Origin of the sequence: Nonomuraea sp. NPDC050783 (genome assembly GCF_040802095.1) — a bacterium.
GTDB lineage: Bacteria > Actinomycetota > Actinomycetes > Streptosporangiales > Streptosporangiaceae > Nonomuraea.
Map to the genome: position 1 here is coordinate 352,425 of NZ_JBFAHK010000001.1, position 24,132 is coordinate 376,556.

Genomic DNA, 24,132 nt, shown 5'->3' on the forward strand with positions numbered 1-24,132 from the left:
AACTCACGAAAATCCCGCCCTGATGGCAAAAGGTAACTATATCGCGAGAGTCGATCTTGGGCCGTTTGGCTTTCAAGGTCTCGTTGAGCAAGTTTGGCTGAAGCCAATTGGGGTCGATACGTATCAAGTTAGCTGCATTCCGTTTCGCGTTTATGGAATGAGCCTTTTTGATGAGGTTAAACTAACCTCTGATGGCATATATGTCAAGGAAGTTGTTCGACTCTCTGGCCATCGGACTCTTCGCCTTCTACTGACTTCGCCTGTTGATCTTTCTTCAAAAAAGAAAATCCTCTCGTTAATCAAGGAAAACAATTTCCTATCCGAGTGGAGCGGTGATCGGCATGTTGTAATTGATATTCCGCCAGGCGTGGACGCAAATCTCCTCTTGGGGGCGGCTGGTCAAATCGTTCGATCGGGATTTGCGTATTGGGAATGGGGGGATGCTCAGCCGTTTGAATCAAACCGAAACGATTTCGATCCTAAAAAAACTATCTAAAGCAAAAACTCCTCTCTTGTGTCATCCTTGAATATTATTATTGGGGTTCGATGGTCCGGATGCTATCGGAATTCGGAGCCTAGTGTCGGGCATTAATATAGCTCTCGGTTGTCTGGATGACAGCCATTCTACCCATGAATTAGCCGAACGTTTCGAAAAGGTCAATCCGCTCCTCAGTCGGCGTGGGTAAAACCTTTAAGAGAATGGTGCGGTGTGTATGTCTGAATGTGGGCCCTGGTCGTAGGACGGAGCATTGTTCGACCCCAATGGAACGCCCGGGGCGGGGCCGCCCTGGTGGCGGCCGGTAGGAATCCGTTCTGAGTCGCCAACCTCCGTAAGCGGGTCAAGGTATACAAATTCATGTCGGGCATATGATTGAATCCTGCTTCTCTCGATCGAATTCTGGTGGACTTCGGAGTCTTTGACGGCTAAGTTGACGGCTACGGCAGTCGTGATCGTTTTCTGACGGCTACGGTTCGGGGTCGTCGAGGGCGTCTCCCATGCGTTCGATGGCGTCGCGTTGGAGGCGGAGCCGGACGTGGGCGTAGGTGTCGGCGGTGATCGAGATGTGGGCGTGGCCGAGCAGCTCTTTGATCACGACGAGGTCCACGCCCTGGTCCAGCAGGAGCGAGGCGCATGAATGTCTCAGGTCATGAAAGCGGAGCTTGCGCAGGCCTGCACGCTCCAGCAGGGCCTTGAAGTCCCGGTTGACGTTGGCTGGGTTGTAGGCAGGCCCGGTGACGGCCAGGGTGTCGGGGTGGATCTTGTGCACGGCAACGTGGGAGAGCCGGGCGTTCAGGCGATCGCCGAGGATGGGTCGACCGCCGGTACCCGTGTGAAGGCACCGCGAGCGTAACGGTCCTGGTCCGTGATATCGCGGTGGCCGGTCGCTACGCTGAGGCTACGAACCCCCAGTCCACGCAGTCCCGCCCGACCGGTAGGAGACCTGCGCCTTGCCCGACTCGTTGCCCGACTCCTTGACCACCCGCGGCACCACGGCTCCGGCGGTCGTGCTGCTGGCCACCACCCCGGCCGGCAGGCTGGCCTGCCCCGAGGGCACGTTGCTCGACCGGCTCGACGGGCAGCTCGGCGTGCTGCCCGTTCGCGACGTGCAGGTGCTGACGCCGGGTGGCGGCCTCGGGGCCGACCTCCGGGGTGTCGCGAAGATCGCCAGGACGGCCGGGGGCGCGGTCGCCGTGCTGCCCGCCGATCTCGTGGCCCACACCGAGGCCCTGGCGCTGCTGCTGGAGCATCCCGCCCACGACACCGGCGCGCTGGTCTCCCTGGAGGCGACCGCGGGGCCGCTGCGGCCGCCGGTCCGGGTCGAGAGCGGCGCGGTCGTCGCGGCGGGCAGCTCGTTCCACATCGTGCCCGAGGCCAACGCCACCTTCCGCGGCCTGCTGCAGGCCGCCGAGCCCGACCTGACCACGCTCGCCGAGGTCGCCGAGGAGCTGGCCGAGCTGGCCGACACCGGCAAGCTCGGGCCGGTCACCCCCGTCGAGGCGGTGGACCTGCTGCTGGTCGGGCTGGTCCGCAGCGGCGTGAAGGTGCGCGCGGCCCCGCTCGGGCCGCTGCACGCCGACCGGGTCGTCGGCCAGCACGCCGCCGACGTGGCCGTCGAACGGCTGGCCGAGGTGGACGAGGACCGCGTCCGGCTGGACACCTCGGTCAAGGACGACGACGGCTTCTTCGCCACCTTCTTCGTCTCCACCTGGACGCGCCACCTGATCAAGCCGGCCGCCCGGCTCGGGCTCACGCCCAACACCGTCACCGGCGTCTCGGTCGGCCTGGCCGCGCTCGCGGCGGTGTGGTTCTCGGCGGGCACGCCGGGCGGGCGGCTGCTCGGGGCGGCGCTGTTCTACCTGTCGTTCGCGCTGGACTGCCTGGACGGCCAGCTCGCCCGCTACACCCGCACGTTCTCGCCGCTCGGCGCGTGGGTGGACGGCATGGCCGACCGGCTGAAGGAGTACGCCGTCTACGTGGGCCTGGCCTTCGGCGCCGCCGACCCGGGCATCTGGCCCCTGGCCGTGGCCGCGATGATCCTCCAGGTCGTCCGGCACGCGCTCGACCACTCCTTCGCCGGGGCGCCGGCCGCTGCCGGGCCGCGGGCCCGCTCTCTGGAGGAGTCGGCCGACGCCGCCGCGCCGAAGGGACTGATCGCGCTCGCCCGGCGGGTGGAGCGCCTGCCGGCCGCGCGCCGGCTCAAGCGGATGGTCGTGCTGCCGATCGGCGAGCGGACCGCGCTGATCTGCGTCACCGCCGCAGGGTGGGGGGCGCGGACCACGTTCGTGGCGCTGCTGTGCTGGGGCGGCGTGGCGGCGGCCTACCAGCTTCTCGGAAGAATGGCGAGGTCGGTGCGATGAGGCCGGTGCGATGGGGGTCGGTGCGATGGGGGTCGGTGCGGTGGGGGTCGGTGGGATGGGGGTCGGTGCGATGGGGGTGGGCGCGATGACGGCTCCGGTGGTGCGGCCCGTGCACCTGGCTCCCGTTCCCCGCAGCGCGGTGGTGGCCTACCGCGACGACGGGCCGCTCTCGCGCGCCATGGGCCTGCTCGTGGCCGGGCAGCTCCCGCCGCTGCCGCCGGTGCTGGCCGGCACGTTCGTCACCGGCGTGCTGCTGCTGCTCGGGGTGGCGGGCACCGACGGGCTGGCGGTGTTCGCGCCCGCCGTCACGCTGCTGCTGGCCGGGCCCGGCAGCACCCACCCGCACGACGGCCGCCTCGACTGGCTGGTGCCGCCGATCCTGCGGGTGATCGAGTACGCCTTCGTCGCCGCCGTCGGGTTCGCCCACGGGCTGCATCCGGTGATCATCTTCGCGCTGCTCGGGGCGCTGGCCTTCCACCACTACGATCTCGTCTACCGGCTGCGGCAGCGCGTCTACCCGCCGTCCTGGCTGGCGACGCTGGGCCTCGGCTGGGACGGGCGGATGATGGTCGTCTCGCTGGTCGCGCTCATGGGGCCGCTGACCTTCGGCTACGCGCTGCTCGCGCTCTACCTGTGGGGGTTGTTCGGCTGGGAGAGCCTCACCTGCTGGCTCGCCGCGCCCCGGTCCGGGGTGGATGCGTCCGGTATGGGAACGCAAGACTAACGCCGGATTACCCGCGGAGGGGCCAAAGGCAACTAACCTTTGGCGCACATGTAGTGATGCCCGACTGAGGAGTGCACGTTGCTGGGAATGGTGCTGGCCGCTGGGGCCGGACGACGCCTGCGGCCGTACACCGACACGCTGCCCAAGGCGCTCGTGCCGGTCGACGGCGAGACCACGATCATGGACATCTCGCTGCGCAACCTGGCGGAGGTGGGCCTGCGGGAGATCGTGATCGTCGTCGGCTACGCGGCGCAGGCCGTGCACGAGCGCAAGGACGCCTTCGAGGAGAAGTACGGCGTCAAGCTCACCCTGGTGCACAACGACAAGGCCGAGGAGTGGAACAACGCCTACTCCCTGTGGTGCGCCCGTGACTACTTCGCGCAGGGCGCGCTGCTGGTCAACGGCGACACCGTCCACCCGGTCTCGGTCGAGAAGACGCTTCTGTCCGCCCCCGCGACCAGCGACATCCTGCTCGCCGTCGACGACGTCAAGAAGCTCGCCGACGAGGAGATGAAGGTCACGCTCGACGAGGCCGGCGCGCTGCGGCGCATCACCAAGCTCATGGACCCGGCCGAGGCGTACGGCGAGTACATCGGCGCCACGCTCATCCGGCCGGGCGCCGCCGAGCGCCTGGCCGACGCGCTGAAGGCCACGTTCGAGCGCGACCCGCAGCTCTACTACGAGGACGGTTACCAGGAGATGGTCGAGCGCGGCGAGACCATCCACGCCGCGCCCATCGGCGAGGTCGACTGGGTCGAGGTGGACAACCACGACGACCTGGCCAAGGCCCGCACCATAGCCGTGCGTTACTGAGGAGGCGGGCATGCCGCTTCTGGCGAGGATGCTGCCGGCGCCGCTGACCATGCAGGTCAGGCGGGGCGCCGTGGCGGAGCTGGGCGCTCTGCTGGCCGACAGCCGGGTGGCGACCTCCGGCCGGGTCGCCGTGGCCGTCGGCCCCGGGCAGGGCGACCACATCGAGAGCCTGATCTCACCGCAGCTCGACGAGGCCGAGGTGTTCCGGGTGTCCGACGGGACGGTCGACGCGGCCGTCACGCTCGGCGCCGACCTGCGCAAGAGCGCCTACGAGGTCGTGGTCGGCGTGGGCGGCGGCAAGACCATCGACGCCACCAAGTACGCCGCCTCGCTGGCGGGCATCCCGATGGTCGCGGTGGCCACCAACCTCTCCCACGACGGCATCTGCTCGCCCACCGCCTCCCTCGTCTACGAGGGCGGCAAGGGCTCCTTCGGCGTGCCGATGCCGCTGGCCATCCTGGTCGACCTCGACTTCGTGCACGCCGCGCCGCGGACGCTGGTCCGCGCCGGCATCGGCGACGTGGTGAGCAACCTGTCGGCCATCGAGGACTGGCAGCTCGGCAACGTCGAGCGCGGCGAGCCCATCGACGGGCTGGCCTGCTCGATGGCGCGCACCGCCGCCGAGGCGCTGGTGGGCCGCACCGACGGCGTGGAGTCCGACGCGTTCCTGACCGTGCTGGCCGAGTCCCTGATCCTGTCGGGCATGTCCATGGTGATCGCCGGGTCCTCGCGGCCCGCGAGTGGCGGGGATCATGAGATCCTTCATGCCGTGGATCAGCTCTTCCCCGGCACCTCCAACCACGGCGAGCTCGCCGGCATCGGTGCCGCCTTCTGCTTCTTCCTCCGCGAGGACGAGGCCCGCGCCAGGCAGGTCGTCGATTGCCTGCGCCGGCACGAGCTGCCGGTCGTGCCGGCCGACATCGGGCTGAGCGCCGAGCAGTTCGCCGAGGCCGTGGCGCTGGCGCCGGCCACCCGTCCCGGCCGTTACACGATCCTGGAGCACCTCCGCATGCAGGACACCGAGATCCGCGAGCGGGTGGGGGACTATGTCCGGGCCTTCGGTAGCTGAGCTGCGGCGGGTCGCGCAGCCCCCCGGCCACCTGGAGCGCAGGAACGGCGAGCACTGGGCGGGCGTGCTCTACATGCGCCGCCTGTCGATCTACGTCACCTGGCTCATGACCAAGACCCCCGTCACGCCCAACCAGCTCACCTGGGTGATGACGGTGGCCGGGGTGCTGGCCGGGTTCGTGCTCGCCCTCCCCGGGCTCTGGGCCGCCGTGGCCGCCGCCCTGCTGGTGCAGGTCTACCTGCTGCTCGACTGCTCCGACGGGGAGCTGGCCCGCTGGACCGGCCGCACCTCGCTGGTCGGCGTCTACCTCGACCGCGTGGGCGCGTACTTCGCCGAGGCGGCGGTGCTGGCCGGGCTGGGCTGGCGGGCCTCGGCGGTGCTGCCCGACTGGTACACCGTGCTGGGGGTGGCCGCCGCGCTCGGCGCGATCCTCATCAAGGCCGAGACCGACCTGGTCGAGGTGGCGCGGGCCAAGGGCGGGCTGCCGGCCGCGGGCGAGAGCGGCGTGGCGCAGTTCCGCTCGGGGCTGCTGGGGCTGGGGCGCAAGATTCTTTCCGCCACCAAGTTCCACCGCATCGTGCAGCCGATCGAGCTGTCGCTGCTGGCGCTCGCCACGGCCGTGATCGACGCGGTGCGGGGTGACCTCGTGGCCACCCGGGTGCTGGTGGTGGCGTGTTTCGTCGCGGCTTGCCTACAGGTCGTCCTGCATTTGGTCAGCATCATCGCGTCGAGGCGGCTGGCGTGATCGGATGTCGGAACCGGAAGGCCGCCTCGTCCGTCGTACTGATCGGACGTCCGCGGTTCGGTGGGGGTTCATCCCCGGTTCCGATACGCTTAGCTCACCCTAGATTCAGGACAATGCGACCAGACTCGGTGATCATGAAAGAATGCTCCGCCCGTGTTCTCAACGCGTCAGGACAGTGATTCGTTGAAGATCTCGTGCGTCATCCTCACCATGGGCAACCGGGTCGCGGAGCTGAACCGGGCGGTCGAGTCCGCGCTCAACCAGATCGACGGCGACGTCGAGGTGGTGATCGTAGGCAATGGCGCCGACGTGCCCGAGGTGTCGGCGACGCCACCCGAGGGGTCGTCCGCGGTCGTCAAATCGATCCGGCTCGACCAGAACACCGGCATCCCCGCCGGCCGTAACCGCGGCGTGGAGGAGTGCTCGGGCGACGTCGTGCTGTTCCTCGACGACGACGGCTGGTACGCCAGCCAGAAGGTCGTCGCCCACGTGCGCGACCGCTTCGCCACCGAGCCCGACCTCGCGGTGATCTCCTTCCGCGTCATGGACCCCGACGGCGGCATCGGCCAGCGGCGTCACGTCCCCAGGCTGCGGGCCGGCGATCCGCAGCGCTCCTCGCCGGTCACCACGTTCCTCGGCGGCGCCTCGGCCATCAGGCGCTCGGCCTTCCTCCAGGTGGGCGGGCTGCCCGAGCGGTTCTTCTACGCCCACGAGGAGACCGACCTGGCCTGGCGGCTGCTGGGCGAGGGCTACCGCATCGAGTACGACGCCGAGACGGTGATGTACCACCCCCAGGTGCCGCCGACCAGGCATGCCGAGTTCTACCGGCTCAACGCCCGCAACCGGGTCTGGCTGGCCCGCCGCAACCTGCCCTGGCCGCTGGCGGCGCTCTACCTGACCAACTGGGTCGTGCTCACGCTCATCAGGGAGCGCCGCTCGCCGGGCGCGATCAAGTCGTGGTTCGGCGGCTTCGCCGAGGGGCTGCGCACCCCGGCTGGCGAGCGCCGGCCGATGGCCTGGCGCACCGCGTGGCGCATGGTCAAGCTCGGCCGCCCGCCGATCGTCTGACCGGCCGGCCTCAGATCCGCGAGGACTCGCCGAAGGCCATCTCGGCGTGCCCGATCGTCGTGCTGAACAGCGCCCGCTTGGGCAGCCCCAGCTCGCTCAGCTCCTTGGCGATGGGATGGTTGCCCAGACGGATGAGCGCTCCGCCGGGCCGCGCCCGCGCGCCGCGGGCCCGTACGGACCAGGGCACCCGCCGGGTGACGCCGTCGCGGTGCGTGTAGGCGTCCATGGGCGCCATCACGGTCGCGCCCGGCACCGGCACGCCGGGCTTGACCAGCATGTCGAGCACGAGCCGGCCGTCCTTGCGCAGCACGCACCGCTTGTAGGGCGAGCCGAGCCGCAGCTCGATGTCGGCCAGCTCCTTCGGGAACCCCCACAGCGTGCGCCCGGCCTCCAGCGTGAACCCCTGGTCCACCGGCAGCCAGTGGATGAACACCCCCGCCTGCCGCAGGTCGGCCGGCCCGCCCGGGCCCGTCCGGCCGGGCGGGCGGATCAGGAACGCCATGCCGAACTCGTGATAGGTGTCGAGGTCGCCGTCGCGGTAGTCCACGAACATCAGCACGCAGACGGCCTTGCCGGGCAACGCCTCGGCCACGTCGAGGCCGGAGTACGCGATCACCGCCCGGGCGGCGTCGGCCCGAACCGGGTAGAAGGCGCTGGCCACCTGGGCGTCCCTCACCCGGACGGGGAACTCGACCGTCCGGCCCTGGATCAGATGCGATGCCATGGCCCCAGTACATCAACCCCCACGCCGCCCCGCCATTCCCGCCGCGCCCTTGATGCCTACCTCACGCCCCTTCTTCACGCCCCCGCTTCGCGCTCTCGCTCACACCGCCAGGGCGTGGGCGGCGGGGAGACCGGCCCACGACTCGGCGCGGCGCACGAAGCCCGCCGCGTGGTCGGGCCAGTGGTGGCGCAGGCGGGCCTCGGCGTGGCCCAGCGCGCCCAGCTCGGCCCGGCGGGCCGGGTCCTCCTTGAGGTCCAGGACGGCGTCCAGCACCGCGTCCACGTCCAGCGGCACCACCAGGCCGCAGCCGGCGCCCTCCACCAGCGCCGCGCCCCGGGGCGTGGTGATGACCGGCAGGCCGCGGCCCATGTAATCCATGATCTTCGTCGGTGCCCACGGGACCGTGGCGTCCGCGAGCGACAGCCCGGCCAGCGCGCCCTCGGCCATGCGCAGGGCGTGGCGGAGCGGCACGTAGCCGAACCAGTCAAGCAGGCCCACCCGCTGGGCGTCGCGCAGCAGCGGACGCACCTCGCGCTCGGCCGGGCCGATCAGGTCGAGCCGGACGCCGTGCGGCGCCAGCCGTTCGGCCAGGCCGATCAGCTCGTTCACGCCCCGGTCGGCGGCCAGGCGGCCGAGGTGCACGATCCGGGTGTCGCCGGGCGGGGGCGGCTCGGCCGCGACGAACGTGGCCTCGGGCACGACCGCCGAGGTGACGACCTCGTGCCGGCGCCCGGCGCGGGCGAGCAGCCGGGCCGGGACCCGCTCGCGCACGTCCCAGACGACCGGAGGGTGCCGGTGGGGCAGCACGCGCAGCAGCCGGTGGTCGTGGACGATCAGCAGGTCTGCGTCCCGCAGGCCGCGCCTGAGAGCCGCGCGGGCCTTGCCGCGGGCGGCGCGGCGCGCCACGTCCACCGCGTCGAGGCCCATCACCGGGGTCACGTTGTAGTAGGTGAACGGGGCCACGTAGGTCACCTCGTGGCCCGCGTCGAGCAGCGCCCGGATCTGCCGGTGCATGATCCGGGCGTCCTCGGGATGGTGGACGGTCGTGGCGACACATGCGCGCATGTGTCGATGCTCCGCGCCCACCGGGGCGGAGGCGTTAATGCGGGGGGAACGATCGCTTAACTTCCGGAGGGGCGCCGATAGAGCCAGGTCAGGCGCGGCTCCAGCACCCACTTGAAGACCGTCCGGGTCTGCGGCAGGCACAGGACGATCGCCAGGGCGAAGCAACTGGACGCGATGGCCGCCACGCCGAGCGGCCCGAACAACCACGGGAACTCCAGCCAGCCCATCTCCTTGGCGACGAGCACCGGGATGCCGTGCAGCAGGTAGCAGTAGAGCGTGCGGGTGCCGAGGTCGGAGAACCACGTCTCGCCCCGCGGCACCAGCGCCAGCACGGCGAAGCACATCGCCAGCGCGCAGATCAGCAGGGCGGCGCGCAGGCCGATGCCCATGTACCAGGACAGGTCGAGGTCCTGGTAGCTGTTCTTGTAGTAGAAGGGGGCGAGCTTGGCCCGGGGCGCGATGAAGATCGCCACGGCGGCCGCGCCGAGGACCGTGAGGACCGCCAGGATCTTGATCCAGCGCCGGTCGAGCATCTCGAAGTGCTCGGGCTGCATGACCAGGCCGATGACGAAGAACGGCATGAGGCCGAAGAAGCGGTCCATGCTGAAGTCGCCCGAGATCTGGGAGAACCCGGCGAACAGGTAGATCGCGATCGCCACCGGGACGGGGTACTTCATCCGCTTCCACACCGGTGTGGACAACCGCCAGAACAGCAGCGCCAGCAGGTACCAGTTGAGCCAGGCCGGGTCGATGATCGTCAGGCTCCACTTGTGGCCGAGCACCGTGCGCAGCGCGGCGTAGCCGACCTCGACGATCACGTACGGGACCAGGAACGTGTCGACCAGCTTGTTGGTCTTGGCGTTGGAGTTCCAGAAGTTCCTGGACAGGTAGCCGCTGATCAGGACGAACAGCGGCATGTGGAAGGTGTAGATGAAGATGTAGAGGGCGCGCGAGCTGTCGGCGTCGAGCGTGGGCACCAGGGAGTGGCCCACGACCACGAGCGCGATCAGGACGAACTTGACGTTGTCGAGGAACGGGTCGCGGCGGCGGCGCGGACGCTCGGCCTCCGGCTCCGGCTGGGACTGCGGCTGCGGCTGCCCTTCGGCCTGCGCCACCCGCTCACCCGCCGCACCCCCGGCCCCGCCCGGATGAGTCGCGGGGCCGCCCGGGCGAGAGGGAGGGACGCCCGGGTGCCCGGGGGGAGCGCCCCGGTAAGCGGTGGGGGAGCCCGGGCCCTGGGGGGTGGGCGCGGGGGTGCTCGGGCCGTGGGGGTCGGTGTGCTGGCTCCAGAACGTCTCCTCCGGCAGCGGCCACCGCGCGCCGGTGTTGGCGGGGCCGCCTTCCTCGCCCGGAGCCGCCTGGCCCCCGGGGGTCGAGACCGGTGGGGAGAATCTGGTGTCAGACACGAGGGAGTCGCTCAGCTTCGCTAGGGACCGGGGGACACGACGCCGACGAGACGTGAAAACCTGGTAACGGTCCGGTGTCGCGCTGCGCCGCCGACCCGCAACAGACTATCCCGCCCGTACGGCTCCTGTCTCCGACAGCCGTTCGGAACAGCCGCTTACACAGGGAACTTGGAGCCTCAGCTCATGTGCACACGTTCTTCTGGTCGGCCGCGGTGATGGTGCTGTTCTTGACGCTGTCGGGCAGCTTGGTCACCTTGACCGAGTCGAAGTCCTCGCCCACCACGAGCTGGATCACCGGCGTGCCCTTCGGCGCGGCCGCGGCTCCGGCGGTGACGGTGGTCGTGGTGGTGGCGGTGTACGCCGTCGGGTTGGTCGCCTTGACCCGCCCCGCCTCCGTGACCGGCTTGGGCAGCACCGCGCCCGCCAGCGTGGCGGCGTGGTCGGGGGCCGTGGCCGCCGTCTTGGCGTAGTGGACCTCGCTCCTGGCCAGGCCGGCGCCGCCGGGGGCCTCGTAGTTGCCTACGCCCACGACGGTGAAGCCCTGCTCGGCGAGCTGGTCGGCGACCTCGCGGGCCTTGCCCACGGTCTTGGTGCCGTTGAGCACCTGGACCTTCACCTGCTCCGGCTTGATCGTCACCTTCGGCTTGGCGGTGGTGCCGGCGCTGGCCGACGGGGCCGGGGTGGCGACCTCGGTGTCGGTCTTGATCGAGGTGAACAGCTTGGTGGCGTCCGGCTCCTTCCACACCACGCGGTTCTTGTCCTGCGGGTCGGGCGCCCACGGGATGGTGGTGAACTGCACGCCGCCCGCCGTGAGCTGCTTGGCGCTCATCGCGATCTCGATGAGCTGCTCGGGGTCGTTGGCGAGCTCGGGGTCCATGGTGACCGAGCCGGCCGCGGCGGAGATGAAGTCCTTGAGCTTGCCGACGTCGGTGAGCAGCTCGCTGCTGGTGGCCTTGGCGACGACCTTGCTGAGGAAGATCTGCTGGCGGCGGATGCGCTGGATGTCGCTGCCGTCGCCGTAGTGGCGCAGGCGCACGTAGCCGAGCGCCTTCTCGCCGTTGAGCAGGCTGCGGCCGGCCGGCAGGACCAGCTTGCTGGCCCTGTCGTTGACGGCGGTGCGCAGGCAGATCTCGATGCCGCCGAGCGCGTCCACGATGTTCTTGAAGCCGCTGAAGTCGACCTCGACGAAGTGGTTGACGCGGATGCCGGTGAGGGTCTCGATGGTGGAGATCGTGCAGGCGACGCCGCCCGTGTTGTACGCCGAGTTGATCATGTCACGGCGCGGCGCCATCTCCTGTTTGGTGGCCTCGTTCTTGCACTTGGGGATCTGCACCATCGAGTCGCGCGGGAAGCTGATCAGCCGGGCCTTGTCGCGGTTGGGCGAGATGTGCATGAGGATGATCGTGTCGGTACGCTTGCCGCCCGCGTCGGCCTGCCTGGCGAGCTGCTGGCCGTACTTCGCGTTGCCCGCGCCCGCCCGCGTGTCGGAGCCGACGAGCAGCACGTTGAGCGCGCCCGTGTCCGGGGGACGGGGGTTGATGATGTCCTCTTTGACGCTCTTCTGGGTGATGTTGCCGACGGCGTCGCGGAGCATGGTGTAGGCGGTCAGCGAGCCCGCGACCATGACGGTGGTGAGGCCGATGCTGACCCACGCCAGGGCCCTCATCTTCTTCTGGCCGCCCCCGCCGCCGCCCCGGTGCCCGCGCGGCGGGCGGTCGTCGGGCGGGGGAGGCGGCGCCGCCGCGGCCGCCGCCCTGCGGGCCATCCTGCTGCCGGGCTGGGTGGGGGCCGATCGACGGCCCTGCGCGGTGTCGACTACCGGCACGACCCTGTAGTCACTCATACGCCCCCTAGCCTCGTTCCTCGCGCTCGCGCGCCGGCTTGGTCGTTCCGCGCCACGAGACTAGGTCACGTTCGAAGTGCCCGGTGCTACGACCGCCGGAACCGACCGTGACCCGGGCGTGATGTTTCCGCCGGAAAGCATACTCAGGGCCGGACATCAGGTGGAATATCATCTCTGAACTCTTTCTTGCTTCCCGAGCCCTTCCCGCAGGTCAGGACGGATGCCCAAGGCCGCGGCGAGGCAGGCCAGGGGCACGGCCGGCAGGACGTACCGGTAGTCGAACTCCGCCGCCGCGGCCGGTGTGAGCAACAGCACAACGGCCGCCGCCCAGGGCACCGCCCAGTGCGGGACTCCCGTCAGGCGCCTCGCCGCGAGCCTGCGCCTGACGGCCGCCACGGGCGGCACCAGGAGAGCCGCCAGGAGCAGCGGGCCGGGCAGCCGCGCCATGCTCTGGTAGGCCCTCAGCCATCCGGCGTAGGGCTCGACGATCTCCGTACCGATCGCACCCCGCTCATAGAGCTTCGCATATTCCGCGCCGACCTGTGCGGGATAGCGTCCAGGCGGGTCCGGAGGGGTGACGGGGAACTCGTAGTAGCCGTAGATCTCGTGGTCGGGATAGACCGGCCGGTCCCAGCGGAACGTGCGGCCCAGCTCGGCCAGGACCGAGGCGGCGTAGTCGAGCGGCTGGCTCGTGATCGCCCGCGTCGCGAAGCGGGCGGCCAGGTCGTCGGTCTCCTTGGTGAACGTGATGCCCGGCAGCCGCACGATCGGGGCGTCCTTGGCCCAGATGTACTCCTGCGAGGGCGGCCGCTGCTCCGGCGGGCGCGGGTCGCACAGGACCCGCAGGTCCGGTGGCGGGTCCATCTTCGCGCAGTCGGCGAACGACATCGTGCGGGCGTACAGGAAGACGCCGTTCGCGCCGACCAGGCCGACCCGCTGGTACGTGGCGTAGAACCAGGCCCCGTAGGCGAGCACCGGCACCAGCGCCGCCGCCACGAGCACCCCGGCGCTCCGGAACCGCCCGCGCAGCACGAACCAGGCCGCGAGGACCACGATGAGCGGCTGGCCGACGGTCCTGGTCAGCGTGGCGGCGGCGAGCAGCAGGCCGACGGCGGCGACCGTGCCGGTCCTGCGGGTGGCGCACAGCGCGACGGCGCAGACCACCAGGAACATGAACAACGTGTCCGACACCAGCAGGTGCTCCAGCTCGACCTGGTAGGCGTCGAGCAGCACGGGCACCGCGGCCAGCGTCGCCGCCCAGCGCGGCGCGCGCCGGGCCGCCCGGTAGACCAGCACGCCGGCGGCCAGGCCCATCAGGTGCTGGACCGCCGTCACCGCGGCGAAGGAGTGCAGCGGCTCCAGCAGCTTGAGGAACATCGAGTAGCCGGCGGGGCGGACCAGGTCGGGGCGCGGCCTGAAGACGGTGACGACGTAGGTGTAGGTGTCGGGGAACCACAGGGCGGGGCGGTAACCGAGCACGGCCAGGGCGCGCAGCAGCGTGCCGAGCGCGAGCACCGCCAGGAACCAGCGGTGCCGCCGCACCCGGGGCCCCAGATCGCGCGGCACCCGCCGCCACCCCCGACCCTCCCGGTCGCGTCGCTTCTCCGGCACGTGCGTACGGTACCGGTTCCTGGCCGCGTGACCGGATACGCTCACTCACCGATGGAACGTCTCCTCCCCGGCCGGGTGCTCGCCGCGCTCTCGGCCGCGCCCGCGCTCGCCGTGGCCGGCTGGCTGCTGGCGGGGCTGCCGCTGCTGCTGCTCGGCCGGTTCGCGCCGGTGCCCGCGCTGCTGCTCGGCGTGCCCGCCGCCGCCCTGCTGTGCTGGGCCGGGCTCCGGCGGCCGGCAGGACGGCCGGGCGGGCAACCGGGCGGGCAGCCGGACGAGGCGCCGGGGGCGGCGTGGTGGCAGGTCGTGGCGGTGCTCGGGATCGCCGTGGCCTCGGGGGTGTTCAACGCCGTCCTGCACAGCGAGCAGGTCGCCGTCCGGCGCGACCCGGCGACCTACGCCCAGTACGCCACCTGGATCGCCCGCCACGGCTCGCTGCCGATCGGCGTGAACGCCGAGGCGTTCGGCGGGGCGGACCCGGCCCTGGTCTTCGACAGCGTCGGGTTCTACGCGGTGGGCGGAGGGGTGGAGCCGCAGTTCATGCCGGGCGCGCCGATGGTGTTCGCCGCCGGGCACTGGCTGGGGGCGCCGTTCGTGGTGCCCGCCGTGCTGGGGGCGCTCGCGGTGCTCACCGTGGCCGGGGTGGCGGCGCGGCTGGCGGGGGCGCGCTGGGTGCCGGTCGCGGCGGCGGCGTTCGCGGTCTGCCTGCCGGTCCTGTACACCTCGCGGACGACGTTCAGCGAGATCCCGTCGCTGATCCTGCTGTTCGGCGGGTTGGCGCTGGCCCACGACGCGCTGGCCCACCACGCGCCGGAGCGGGCGGCCCCTGGAGGGTCCGGGTGGATCAGAGGGGCGCTGGCCGGGCTGGTGCTCGGGCTGGCCGTGCTCGTCAGGATCGACGCGTTGCGGGACGCGCTGCCGGTGCTGGCGTTCGCCGGGCTGCTGATCGCGATGCGGCGCGCCGGGCGGCGGGAGGGCGCGCTGGGGCCGCCGCTGCTGGCCGGGCTGGTGGCCGGGGCGGGGCTCGGGCTGCTGGCGGCGTACCTGCTGGCCCGGTCCTACCTGGACTACCTGTCCGGCTCGGTGCGGCCGCTGCTGGCCGTGTGCGCCGCCGTGCTCGTGCTCACGGCGGCCGGCACGGCCGCCGCCCCGCTGCTGGCCCGCGTCCGGCTGCCGGGGTGGGCGCCGGCGGCGGGGGCGGGGCTGGTGGTGGCGCTCATGGCCGCCCTGTACGCCCGCCCGTGGTTCCAGACCGTCACCCGCACCCCGGTCACCGCCGACGACCGGCGCACGTTCGAGATGATCGAGGCCATCCAGCGGGCCAACGTCCTGCCGGTGGACGGCACCCGCCTGTACTTCGAGAACTCCCTGCACTGGGTCGCCTGGTACCTCGGCCTGCCCGCGCTCGTGCTGGCCACGGCCGCGGCGGCGCTGCTGACGCGGCGGCTGCTGCGTGACGGCACGCCGTTCGCCTGGCTCGCGCCGCTCGCGGTGATCGGCTGGACCACCGTCACCACGCTGCTGCGGCCCGAGATCACCCCCGACCATCCGTGGGCCGCCCGCCGCCTGGTCCCGGTGGTGATCCCGGGGCTGGTCGTGCTGGCCGCGTACGGGCTGGAGCGGCTGCGCGGGCGGGCCGGCGGGCGGCGCTGGGTGGCGGCGGTGGCGGTCCTGGCCGTGCTGGTGCCGCCCGCCGTGACCTCGATCGGCACCGCGTTCACCCCGGTCGAGCGGGGAGAGGCGGCGGCCGTCGCGGCGATGTGCGCGCGCCTGCCGAGGCGGGCGTCGGCGCTGATCGTGGAGCGGGTCACCGGCGACCGGTTCACGCAGGTCGTGCGCGGCACGTGCGGCGTGCCGACGGCGAAGGTACGCGTTCCGCCGGGCGCGGACGTCGCCCGCGACGACGACACGTGGCGGCTCGCGGCGCGGGTACGGGCGGCCGGCCGGGTGCCGGTCGTGCTGGCCGCCGACGGCGACCAGGTCGCCAGGTACGGGACGCCGGTGCACGTCCTCGGGCTCTCCGTCCCCCAGGACGAGCGCTCGCTCGTGGACCCGCCGAACGGCACCTGGTCGCTGACCATGAACGTGTGGATGGCCCTGCCCGCCTGAGCCCGGGGTGCCCGCCTGAGCCCGGGTGCCCGGCTGAGCCGATGTGCGCGCTTCTCCCAGGCGGGCACAGTAACCTCGATCCCTGTGAGCACGCCCGAGAGCCCGAAGAGTGGACCCGCCGTGGAAGAAGCGCCGTACGTCACCATCGTCCTGCCCTGCTACAACGAGCAGAACCATGTCATCGACGAGGTGGAGCGCATCACCCGGGCCATGGACTCCAGCGGCTACACCTACGAGCTGGTCGCCGTGGACGACTGCTCGACCGACCGGACGCTGGCCAGGCTCCAGGAGGCGGCGCCCTCCTACCCGCACCTGCGCATCCGCGCCTTCCACCGCAACGGCGGCTCCGGCACCGTGCGGCGCATCGGCACGCAGGAGGCCAGGGGCGAGATCGTCGTCTGGACCGACGCCGACATGTCCTACGCCAACGAGCGCATCCCCGAGCTGGTGCAGATCCTCGACAAGGACCCGACCATCGACCAGGTGGTCGGGGCGCGCACCAGCGAGGAGGGCTCGCACAAGCTGCTGCGCGTGCCGGCCAAGTGGGTGATCCGCAAGGTGGCCGAGGTGCTGGCCGGACAGAAGATCCCCGACCTCAACTCGGGGCTGCGCGCCTTCCGCAAGTCGGTGGCCAAGCCCTACCTGCGGCTGCTGCCCCCCGGGTTCTCGTGCGTCACGACGATCACCCTGTCGTTCCTGATGAACCAGCACGACATCTACTACCTGCCCACCGAGTACGCCAAGCGGGCGGGCAAGTCGAAGTTCAGCTTCGTCTCCGACGCCTACCGCTACATCCTGCAGGTGCTGCGGATGATCATGTACTTCAACCCGCTCAAGGTGCTCATGCCGCCCGCGTTGTGGCTGGTGGGCATCGGGTTCGTCAAGGGCGTCTGGGACATGGTCAAGCACCCGTTCTACTTCCCGCTGAACACCGTCATGATCTTCCTGTCGGGCATGCTGATCGGGTCGGTGGCGCTGCTGGCCGACCTGATCGTGCGCTCGCGGGGGGAGTAGGCGTGCGCATCGCGATCATCGGGCCGACGTACCCGTACAAGGGGGGCGGGGCGCAGCACACCACCGAGCTGGCGCACCGCCTGGCCGCGCTGGGGCACGACGTGGTGATCGAGTCCTGGCGGGCGCAGTACCCGTCGTTCCTCTACCCGGGGCAGCAGACGATCTCCGTGCCGGAGGGCGAGCCCTACCCGCGCACCGCCCGCCGCCTCGACTGGCGCCGCCCCGGCGGGTGGGTGGCCGCCGGGCGGCGGCTGCGCTCGGCCGACCTGGTGGTGCTGGCCGTGCTGAGCCCGGTGCAGGTCCCGCCCTACCTGGGCATCCTGTACGGCCTCGGCCGCCGGGCGCGCACGGTCGCGCTCTGCCACAACGTGCTGCCGCACGAGCGCAAGCCCTACGACCAGCCGCTGATGAGAGCCCTGCTCAAGCGGGTGGACGCGGTGCTCGCCCACTCCGAGGAGCAGGCCGGGCTGGCCCGGGGGCTGGCCCGCACGCCGGTCCGGGTGGCCGGCCTGCCGCCGCACCTGCCCGTGACCGGGGCCGGCGAGCGGGCCGCCGAGGTGCACCGGCGGCTGTTGTTCTTCGGCATGGTGCGCCCCTACAAGGGGCTCGACCTGCTGCTGCGCGCGCTGCCCGAGGGGGTCTCGCTGACCGTCGCCGGGGAGTTCTGGGGCGGGCTGGAGGAGACCGAGGCGCTGGTCGCCGAGCTGGGCCTCGGCGACCGGGTGGAGTTGCGGCCCGGCTACGTGCCGGCCGAGGAGGTGCCGCGGCTGTTCGCCGCCGCCGACGCGCTCGTGCTGCCCTACCGCAGCGCCACGGCCAGCCAGAACGTGTGGCTGGCGCACGAGCACGGCGTCCCGGTGATCGCCACCCGGGTGGGCGCGCTCGCCGACCACGTCACCGACGGCGTGGACGGCCTGCTCGTCGAGCCGGGCGACGCCGGCGCGCTGCGCGCGGCGATCGAGCGTTTCTACGCCTCCGGCGAGCCGGAGAGGTTGCGCTCGGGGGTCAAGGCGGTCGATCCCGAGCCGTTCTGGTCGGCGTACGCGGGGGCGCTGCTCGCCGGCGCGTGACGGCCGAGCAGGAACGAGATCCCGGCGAGCGCGGCGTCGGCCAGCGTGAACGCCAGCCGCGACACGACGGCCACCGCCAGCGCCGGCGCGGTGCCGATGACCGGCCCGAGCACGAGCACCAGCGCGCCCTCCCTGATGCCGACCCCGGCCGGCACCACGACGGTGAGGATGCCGGTCGCCCAGGCGAACGCGTACGCCCCGGTGCCCGCCAGGTAGAGGTCGCCCCGGCCGGTGAGCAGCCAGATGTGCACGCCGTAGACGAGCCAGCCGAGCACCGTCCAGGCCACCGCGACGACCACGGTCCTGCCGGGCAGCACGCTCTCCAGCGGCTCGCGCCGCGCCAGGCGCAGCGCCAGGTTGAGCCCCCAGGACAACACCTTCGGGTGCAGGCACACGATGATCACCGGCACCAGCAGCACGAGGTACCACGCCTGGCGGACCGCCTCCAGCGAGCCCAGCGTGGCCGCGGCGACCGAGATCGCCACGCCGAGGTTGATCACCAGGCCGAGCGAGATCGTGGCGAACGTGCGCCGCGGCGGGCTGCCGTGGTCGCGGCCGAGGTCCATCATGGCCGCGTACGCCCACACCGCGCCCGGGATGTACTTGCCGAGCTGCCCCACGAACATGATCCGCCCGGCGACCCGCAGCGGCAGCCGCGTGCCCAGCCCCGCCATGATCTCCCGCCAGGCCACCAGCATGAGGAACTGGCCGAGCATCACCGCGAGGAACGACCCGAGCACCGCCCACGGCGACAGCGCGGCCAGCGCCGCGGTGGTGTCGTGCCAGTTGCGGGCCAGGCTGTAGCCGAGGAAGCCGAGGGCGACCAGGGCGAGGACGATGCGCAGCAGCCGTCGCAGCATTGGCTCAGGCTACGCGGGTCGCGCCTGGTAAGGCCAGGGATCAGGTGTTCGACGTCATGCCCGCCGGAAGGTGGGTACTGTGGGGCCCCGTGGGGAAGCAACGCGTCGCGCAGCTCGAATACTCGGAGATCCAGTCCGCCATGCTCGACGAGGGCAAGCGGCGGCGGAAGGCGGCGAAGATCATCGCCGTGCTGGAGCACTTCCGCGGGCCGCTCGGCGGGCTGACCGTGGCCGACATCGGCTGCTCGGCCGGGTTCATCGCCGACGAGCTGGCCCAGGCCGGCGCCAAGCACACGCTGGGCGTCGACATCGACGTGCCGGGGCTGCGCAGGGCGGCCGACCGGTTCGGCGGCCGGGTGGCGTTCGTGTGCGGCGACGGCACCGCGCTGCCGTTCCCCGACGGCTCGGTGGACGTGCTGGTGTTCAACCACATCTACGAGCACGTGGTCGACCCCGACGCCGTGGTGGCCGAGATGCACCGCGTGCTGTCCGACGACGGCGTGCTCTACCTGGGGCTGGGCAACCGGCTGGGGGTGATGGAGCCGCACTACAAGCTGCCGTTCCTGTCCTACCTGCCGCCCGCGCTGGCCGACTACTACGTACGCGCCTTCGGCCGGGCCGACCACTACTACGAGCGCTTCAGGACCCGGCGCGGGCTGCGCCGGATGTTGCGGGCCTTCCACGTCTGGGACTACACCTTCCCGGTGCTGGCCACGCCGACCAGGTTCGCCGGAGGGGAGCTGTTCCCCGGCGTGCTCGGGCGGGTGGTCAGGGCCGTGCTGTCGCGGGCGCCGCGCGAGGTGCTGCGGCTGCTGCTGCCGGTGGTGCCGACCTACCTGTGGGTGGCGACCAAGCGGCCGGCGCGGCCGGTGGGCGCGGCGCTGCCGCAGCCGCCCGAGCGGGTCCGCCCGCTGTGACCGCCGGGGGGACCGCCGGGGGGACCGCCGGAGGGACCGCGGGGGAGACTGCGGGAGAGGTTGCGGGGAAGACCGCCGAGGAGACCGCCGTGACCGCCGGGCGGGCGGCCGGGCGGCCGCGGCGTGCCCGCGGGCTGGTCCGGATCGTCTTCCTGCTGGTCGCGCTCGGGTTCGGCGGATGGGCGGTGGCGAGGCAGTGGGACGACGTGGTGGCCGGGTTCGCCCGGCTGTCGGTGCCCGCCCTGGCCGGGTCGCTGGCGGCCGTGGTGGCCGCGCTGCTCGGGGCCATGCTCACCTGGCGCACGCTGCTGGCCGACCTGGGCTCGCCGCTGCCGCTGCGGCCCGCGGCCAAGGTGTTCTTCGTGGGGCAGCTCGGCAAGTACATCCCGGGCGCGCTCTGGCCGGTGCTGGCGCAGATGGAGATGGGCCGCGACCTCGGCGTGCCCCGCTCGCGCAGCGCGGCGGCGTTCTTCCTGATGATGCCGATCCAGCTCGCCACCGGCCTGCTGGTGACGCTGGGCACGCTGGGCTGGCACCGCTACGGCTGGCTGCTGCTGGCCCTGCCGGTGCTGCTGGTCCTGCTGGAGCCCAAGGTGATCAACGCGGTGATCGGGTTCGGGCTGCGCAGGCTCAAGCGGGAGCCGCTGGAGCGGCCGCTCACCCGGCGCGGCATGCTCGCCGCGCTCGGCTGGGCGCTGGCCGGCTGGATCGCCTACGGGGTGCACCTGTACTTCGTCGCGCCGCAGGGCGGGCTGCTGTTCGCGATCGGGGTGTTCGCGCTGTCGTGGTGCCTGGGGATCCTGACGTTCGTGGTCCCGGCGGGGGCGGGGGTGCGAGAGGTCGCCATGGTCGCCGTGCTGGCGCCGCACGTGGCCGGAGGGGCCGCCATCGCGGTGGCACTTTCGTCCAGGATTGTCATCATTTGTGGTGATCTCATCTGCGCCGGGCTGGCCGGAATCGCGGCAAGGCGTTCCTCGGTGTGATTTGCCCCACGATTCAGGGGACGTTGGTCATAAGCTGAACTTCAGAGGGGGACGTCCGGTCCCACGTTGATCTTGAGGGGAGAAGATCTTCGTATGCCTCGTGTGCTCGTCGACGCGGCGGCCGTCCCCGCGGACCGTGGCGCGTTGACCCGATACGTGGACGGGCTGGTGGTGGCCCTGGACAGGGCCGGCGCCGAGGTCGCCGTCGCCTGCCAGCGCGCGGAGGCGGAGCGCTACCGCAGCCTCGCGCCCTCCGCGACCGTGATCCCAGGGCCCGCGTCGATCACCAACAGGGCGGCCAGGCTCGCCTGGGAGCAGACCGGCCTGCCGCTGCTGGCCCGCCAGACCGGCGCCGACGTGATCCACGCGCCCTATTACTCCATCCCGCTCGGCTCCGGGGTGCCGACCGTCGTGACGGTGCACGACGCGACCTGGTTCACCGAGCCCGACCGCGACAGCCCGCGGGCGTCGTTCTTCCGCTCGGCCACCCGCACCGCCGTGCGGCACGCCAAGCGGGTGATCGTCCCGTCCAAGGCGACCAGGGACGAGCTGGTCCGCGTGCTGTCCGCCGATCCCACCAGTATCGACGTCGCCTACCACGGCGTCGACCTGGACCAGTTCCATCCGCCGAGCGACGACGAGATCCGCCGCGCCGCGCTGCGCCTCGGCCTGCACGGGCAGCCGTACGTGGCCTTCCTGGGCAACCTCGACCCGCGCAAGAACGTGCCCAACCTCATCCGCGGGTTCGCCGCGGCCGTGCAGGCGCTGGACACGCCGCCCGCGCTGGTCATCGGCGGCGGCGTGCACGAGGACGACGTGGACGCCGCCTGCCGCGAGGTCGAGGCCACGGTCCGGGTCATCAGGCCGGGCTACCTGCACGGCCCCGACCTGCCGGGCTTCCTCGGCGGCGCGCTCGTGGTGGCCTTCCCCTCGCGCGGCGAGGGGTTCGGGCTGCCGGTGCTGGAGGCCATGGCCTGCGGCGCGCCCGTGCTCACCACCTACCGCACCTCGCTGCCCGAGGTCGGCGGTGACGCGGTCGCCTACACTGAGCCGGACGCAGACAGCATCGCCACGGCGCTCGGGCAACTGCTCGCCTCCGCCGAGCGGAGGAAGCAGCTCCAGGAGGCCGGGCTGGCGAGAGCCCGGGAGTTCACCTGGGACGCCTCGGCGGAGGCGCACCTCAGCTCCTATCAACGCGCCATCGAATAGTTCGGTAACCTCACGGAGTGATGGAGAGCTCTTTGCCAGACCTCGAGGCGATCCTCCTGGTCGGGGGGCAGGGCACGCGCCTGCGTCCGCTGACACTGGGCACGCCCAAGCCGCTGCTGCCCACCGCCGGGGTGCCGTTCCTGGCGCACCAGCTGGCCCGTGCGCGATCGTTCGGCGTGCGCCGGATCGTCTTCGCGACCTCCTACAAGGCGTCCATGTTCGAGCCGGCCTTCGGCGACGGCGCGGCGTTCGGGCTCTCGCTCACCTACATGACGGAGGAGACCCCGCTCGGCACCGGCGGGGCGATCCGCAATGCCGCCGAGGCGCTCGGCGGGGGCCCGTCCGATCCGGTGCTCATCCTCAACGGCGACATCCTGTCGGGGCACGACATCGGCGAGCAGGTGCGCCTGCACCGCGAGCGCGGGGCCGCTGTAACGCTCCATCTGACGGAGGTCGACGACCCCTCGCGGTTCGGCTGCGTGCCGACCGACGACAGCGGGCGGGTCACCGCCTTCCTGGAGAAGACCCCCGAGCCGGTGACCAACCGCATCAACGCCGGCTGCTACGTCTTCACCCGCTCGGTCATCGACTCGATCCCGAAGGACGAGGTCGTGTCGGTGGAGCGGCAGACCTTCCCCGGGCTCATCGGCTCGGGCGAGCTGGTGCTCGGCTACGCCACCCGCACCTACTGGCTCGACGTCGGCACGCCCGCCGCCTACGTCCAGGGCTCGCGCGACCTCGTGCTGGGCCGGCTGCGCTCGCCGGCGATGCCGGGGCCGGCGGGTGAGCACCTGGCGCTGCCCGGGGCGAGCGTGTCGCCGTCGGCCAAGGTCGAGGGCGGCACCGCGGTCGGCGCGCGGGCGGTCGTCGGGGCCGGGGCCGTGGTGACCGGCTCGGTGCTGAGCGACGACTGCGTGGTCGAGGCGGGCGCGCTGGTCACCGACTCCGTGGTGGGCAGGGGCGCGCGCGTCTGCGCGGGCACGGTGGTGCGCGACGCGGTGATCGGCGACGGGGCCGTCGTCGGTCCCGGCAACGAGTTGCAGCACGGCGTGCGCGTCTGGCCCGGGGTCGAGCTGCCCGAGCGGGCGCTGCGCTACTCCAGCGACGTCTGAGCCGCCGCCCGGTCCCGTGATGGAGCGCAGGTGGGCGCCCGGATGGCCGATCGACGTGGAGCTGGCGCTGCGGCCGCACCTGCGTGGCGGCGGCGACCCCACCTGGCGGCGCACCCCTGACGGCGCGGTGTGGCGCACCTCCAGGGCTCCCGGCGGCCCCTGCACGCTCCGCGTGAGCGTCGAGGACGGCGTGGTGCACGGGCAGGCGTGGGGCCCCGGCGCGGAGTGGGCGCTGGAGACCCTGCCGGCGCTGCTCGGGGCCGAGGACGACCCGTCCGGGTTCACGGTCAGGCACGAGGTGCTGGCCGACGCCGCGCGCCGCCACCCCGGGCTGCGCCTCGGCCGCACCGGCCGGGTCATGGAGGCCCTGGTGCCCGCCGTGCTGGAGCAGAAGGTGGTGGGGCAGGAAGCCTGGCGGGCCTGGCGGTGGTTGCTGGGCCGCTACGGCGAGGCCGCTCCCGGCCCGGCTCCCGAGGGCATGCGGGTGGTCCCGGAGCCGGCGGTGTGGCGGCAGATCCCCACCTGGCACTGGCACCGCTCGGGCGCCGAGGCGGTGCGTGCCCGTACGATCGCCACCGCCGCCTGGCACGCCGCCAAGCTGGAGGCCGCCCGCACCACGCAGGAGCTCGACCGGCTGCTGCGCGCCCTGCCCGGCATCGGGGTGTGGACGTCGGCCGAGGTGCGCCAGCGCGTGTTCGGCGACCCCGACGCGGTGAGCGTGGGCGACTTCCACCTGGCCAAGCTCGTGGGGTACGCGCTGACCGGCGAGAAGACCGACGACCCCGGCATGTTGCGGCTGCTGGAGCCCTACCAGGGGCATCGGCACCGGGCGACGGTGCTGGTGTGGCTGTCGGGGCTGCGGCCGCCCGCGCGGGGGCCGCGCATGCCGGTTCGCGACTATCGGGCGTTTTGACCGGCCCTGGGTGCGTGTGTC

At 72.0% G+C, this 24,132-nt stretch carries 22 protein-coding genes; 15 read left to right on the plus strand and 7 right to left on the minus strand.

Features of this window, described 5'->3' with window-relative positions; translation table 11 throughout:
- Positions 1-22: 22 nt before the first annotated feature.
- Positions 23-496 carry a DUF4265 domain-containing protein gene (locus AB0H75_RS01645; RefSeq protein WP_367788206.1) on the plus strand — a complete coding sequence of 158 codons (474 nt, stop codon included), beginning with the start codon at positions 23-25 and terminating at the stop codon, positions 494-496.
- A gap of 469 nt (positions 497-965) precedes the next feature.
- On the opposite strand, the gene AB0H75_RS01650 is transcribed toward AB0H75_RS01645, so the two are convergent.
- On the minus strand, positions 966-1,268 hold the full coding sequence (locus tag AB0H75_RS01650) for a tyrosine-type recombinase/integrase (RefSeq protein WP_367788208.1): 303 nt from the start codon (positions 1,266-1,268) through the stop codon (positions 966-968).
- A gap of 181 nt (positions 1,269-1,449) precedes the next feature.
- Between AB0H75_RS01650 and AB0H75_RS01655 the strand changes: the two genes are divergently transcribed.
- The 6 genes from AB0H75_RS01655 to AB0H75_RS01680 all read left to right on the plus strand — a co-directional run bounded on the left by AB0H75_RS01655 (position 1,450) and on the right by AB0H75_RS01680 (position 7,278).
- Positions 1,450-2,859, plus strand: coding sequence for a CDP-alcohol phosphatidyltransferase family protein (locus tag AB0H75_RS01655; protein WP_367788210.1), 1,410 nt, complete (start codon positions 1,450-1,452; stop codon positions 2,857-2,859).
- 85 nt (positions 2,860-2,944) lie between these two features.
- On the plus strand, positions 2,945-3,583 hold the full coding sequence (locus AB0H75_RS01660; RefSeq protein WP_367788212.1) for a DUF5941 domain-containing protein: 639 nt from the start codon (positions 2,945-2,947) through the stop codon (positions 3,581-3,583).
- Between the two features lie 78 nt (positions 3,584-3,661).
- On the plus strand, positions 3,662-4,396 hold the full coding sequence (locus tag AB0H75_RS01665; protein WP_367788214.1) for a sugar phosphate nucleotidyltransferase: 735 nt from the start codon (positions 3,662-3,664) through the stop codon (positions 4,394-4,396).
- A gap of 28 nt (positions 4,397-4,424) precedes the next feature.
- Entirely contained in the window at positions 4,425-5,465 is a 1,041-nt protein-coding gene (locus AB0H75_RS01670) for an iron-containing alcohol dehydrogenase family protein (protein ID WP_367790463.1), read from the plus strand.
- Positions 5,443-6,210, plus strand: a complete 768-nt coding sequence (locus AB0H75_RS01675; RefSeq protein ID WP_367788216.1) for a CDP-alcohol phosphatidyltransferase family protein — start codon at positions 5,443-5,445, stop codon at positions 6,208-6,210. Before AB0H75_RS01670 ends, AB0H75_RS01675 begins: the two co-directional genes overlap by 23 nt.
- A gap of 183 nt (positions 6,211-6,393) precedes the next feature.
- Positions 6,394-7,278, plus strand: coding sequence for a glycosyltransferase family 2 protein (locus AB0H75_RS01680; protein ID WP_367788217.1), 885 nt, complete (start codon positions 6,394-6,396; stop codon positions 7,276-7,278).
- A 10-nt stretch (positions 7,279-7,288) separates the two neighbouring features.
- Here the strand turns inward: AB0H75_RS01680 and AB0H75_RS01685 are convergent, their stop codons facing one another.
- From AB0H75_RS01685 to AB0H75_RS01705, 5 genes are all read right to left on the minus strand, one after another.
- Positions 7,289-8,002, minus strand: a complete 714-nt coding sequence (locus AB0H75_RS01685; protein ID WP_367788218.1) for an acetoacetate decarboxylase family protein — start codon at positions 8,000-8,002, stop codon at positions 7,289-7,291.
- Positions 8,003-8,101: 99 nt separating this feature from the next.
- Positions 8,102-9,067, minus strand: coding sequence for a glycosyltransferase (locus tag AB0H75_RS01690; RefSeq protein ID WP_367788219.1), 966 nt, complete (start codon positions 9,065-9,067; stop codon positions 8,102-8,104).
- 56 nt (positions 9,068-9,123) lie between these two features.
- Complete coding sequence (locus AB0H75_RS01695) at positions 9,124-10,473, minus strand: acyltransferase family protein (RefSeq protein ID WP_367788220.1); 1,350 nt, start codon at positions 10,471-10,473, stop codon at positions 9,124-9,126.
- A 181-nt stretch (positions 10,474-10,654) separates the two neighbouring features.
- Positions 10,655-12,316, minus strand: a complete 1,662-nt coding sequence (locus tag AB0H75_RS01700; protein WP_367788222.1) for an LCP family protein — start codon at positions 12,314-12,316, stop codon at positions 10,655-10,657.
- Between the two features lie 168 nt (positions 12,317-12,484).
- The gene (locus AB0H75_RS01705; RefSeq protein WP_367788224.1) at positions 12,485-13,927 is read right to left on the minus strand and encodes a hypothetical protein; all 1,443 of its coding nucleotides are present in this window, start codon (positions 13,925-13,927) and stop codon (positions 12,485-12,487) included.
- A gap of 51 nt (positions 13,928-13,978) precedes the next feature.
- Here AB0H75_RS01705 and AB0H75_RS01710 point away from each other — a divergent pair, with 51 nt between their 5' ends.
- The 3 genes from AB0H75_RS01710 (at position 13,979) to AB0H75_RS01720 (ending at position 18,117) form a co-directional block, all read left to right on the plus strand.
- Positions 13,979-16,033, plus strand: a complete 2,055-nt coding sequence (locus AB0H75_RS01710; protein ID WP_367788226.1) for a hypothetical protein — start codon at positions 13,979-13,981, stop codon at positions 16,031-16,033.
- Positions 16,034-16,153: 120 nt separating this feature from the next.
- Positions 16,154-17,047 (plus strand): glycosyltransferase family 2 protein, encoded by an 894-nt coding sequence (locus tag AB0H75_RS01715; RefSeq protein WP_367788228.1) that lies wholly within the window; start codon positions 16,154-16,156, stop codon positions 17,045-17,047.
- A gap of 2 nt (positions 17,048-17,049) precedes the next feature.
- Entirely contained in the window at positions 17,050-18,117 is a 1,068-nt protein-coding gene (locus AB0H75_RS01720) for a glycosyltransferase family 4 protein (protein WP_367788230.1), read from the plus strand.
- Here the strand turns inward: AB0H75_RS01720 and AB0H75_RS01725 are convergent.
- Positions 18,015-18,977 (minus strand): lysylphosphatidylglycerol synthase domain-containing protein, encoded by a 963-nt coding sequence (locus tag AB0H75_RS01725; RefSeq protein ID WP_367788232.1) that lies wholly within the window; start codon positions 18,975-18,977, stop codon positions 18,015-18,017. The genes AB0H75_RS01720 and AB0H75_RS01725 overlap by 103 nt on opposite strands.
- Before the next feature lie 89 nt (positions 18,978-19,066).
- Between AB0H75_RS01725 and AB0H75_RS01730 the strand changes: the two genes are divergently transcribed.
- From AB0H75_RS01730 to AB0H75_RS01750, 5 genes are all read left to right on the plus strand, one after another.
- Positions 19,067-19,894: a methyltransferase domain-containing protein gene (locus AB0H75_RS01730; protein ID WP_367788233.1), complete on the plus strand. Its 828-nt coding sequence runs from the start codon at positions 19,067-19,069 to the stop codon at positions 19,892-19,894.
- 89 nt (positions 19,895-19,983) lie between these two features.
- Positions 19,984-20,877, plus strand: coding sequence for a lysylphosphatidylglycerol synthase domain-containing protein (locus AB0H75_RS01735; RefSeq protein WP_367788235.1), 894 nt, complete (start codon positions 19,984-19,986; stop codon positions 20,875-20,877).
- A 93-nt stretch (positions 20,878-20,970) separates the two neighbouring features.
- The gene (locus AB0H75_RS01740; RefSeq protein ID WP_367788237.1) at positions 20,971-22,086 is read left to right on the plus strand and encodes a glycosyltransferase family 4 protein; all 1,116 of its coding nucleotides are present in this window, start codon (positions 20,971-20,973) and stop codon (positions 22,084-22,086) included.
- A 20-nt stretch (positions 22,087-22,106) separates the two neighbouring features.
- Positions 22,107-23,198 (plus strand): sugar phosphate nucleotidyltransferase, encoded by a 1,092-nt coding sequence (locus tag AB0H75_RS01745; protein WP_367788239.1) that lies wholly within the window; start codon positions 22,107-22,109, stop codon positions 23,196-23,198.
- A 19-nt stretch (positions 23,199-23,217) separates the two neighbouring features.
- A complete protein-coding gene (locus tag AB0H75_RS01750; protein WP_367788241.1) occupies positions 23,218-24,111 on the plus strand; it encodes a DNA-3-methyladenine glycosylase in 894 nt (297 codons plus the stop codon).
- Positions 24,112-24,132 lie beyond the last annotated feature (21 nt).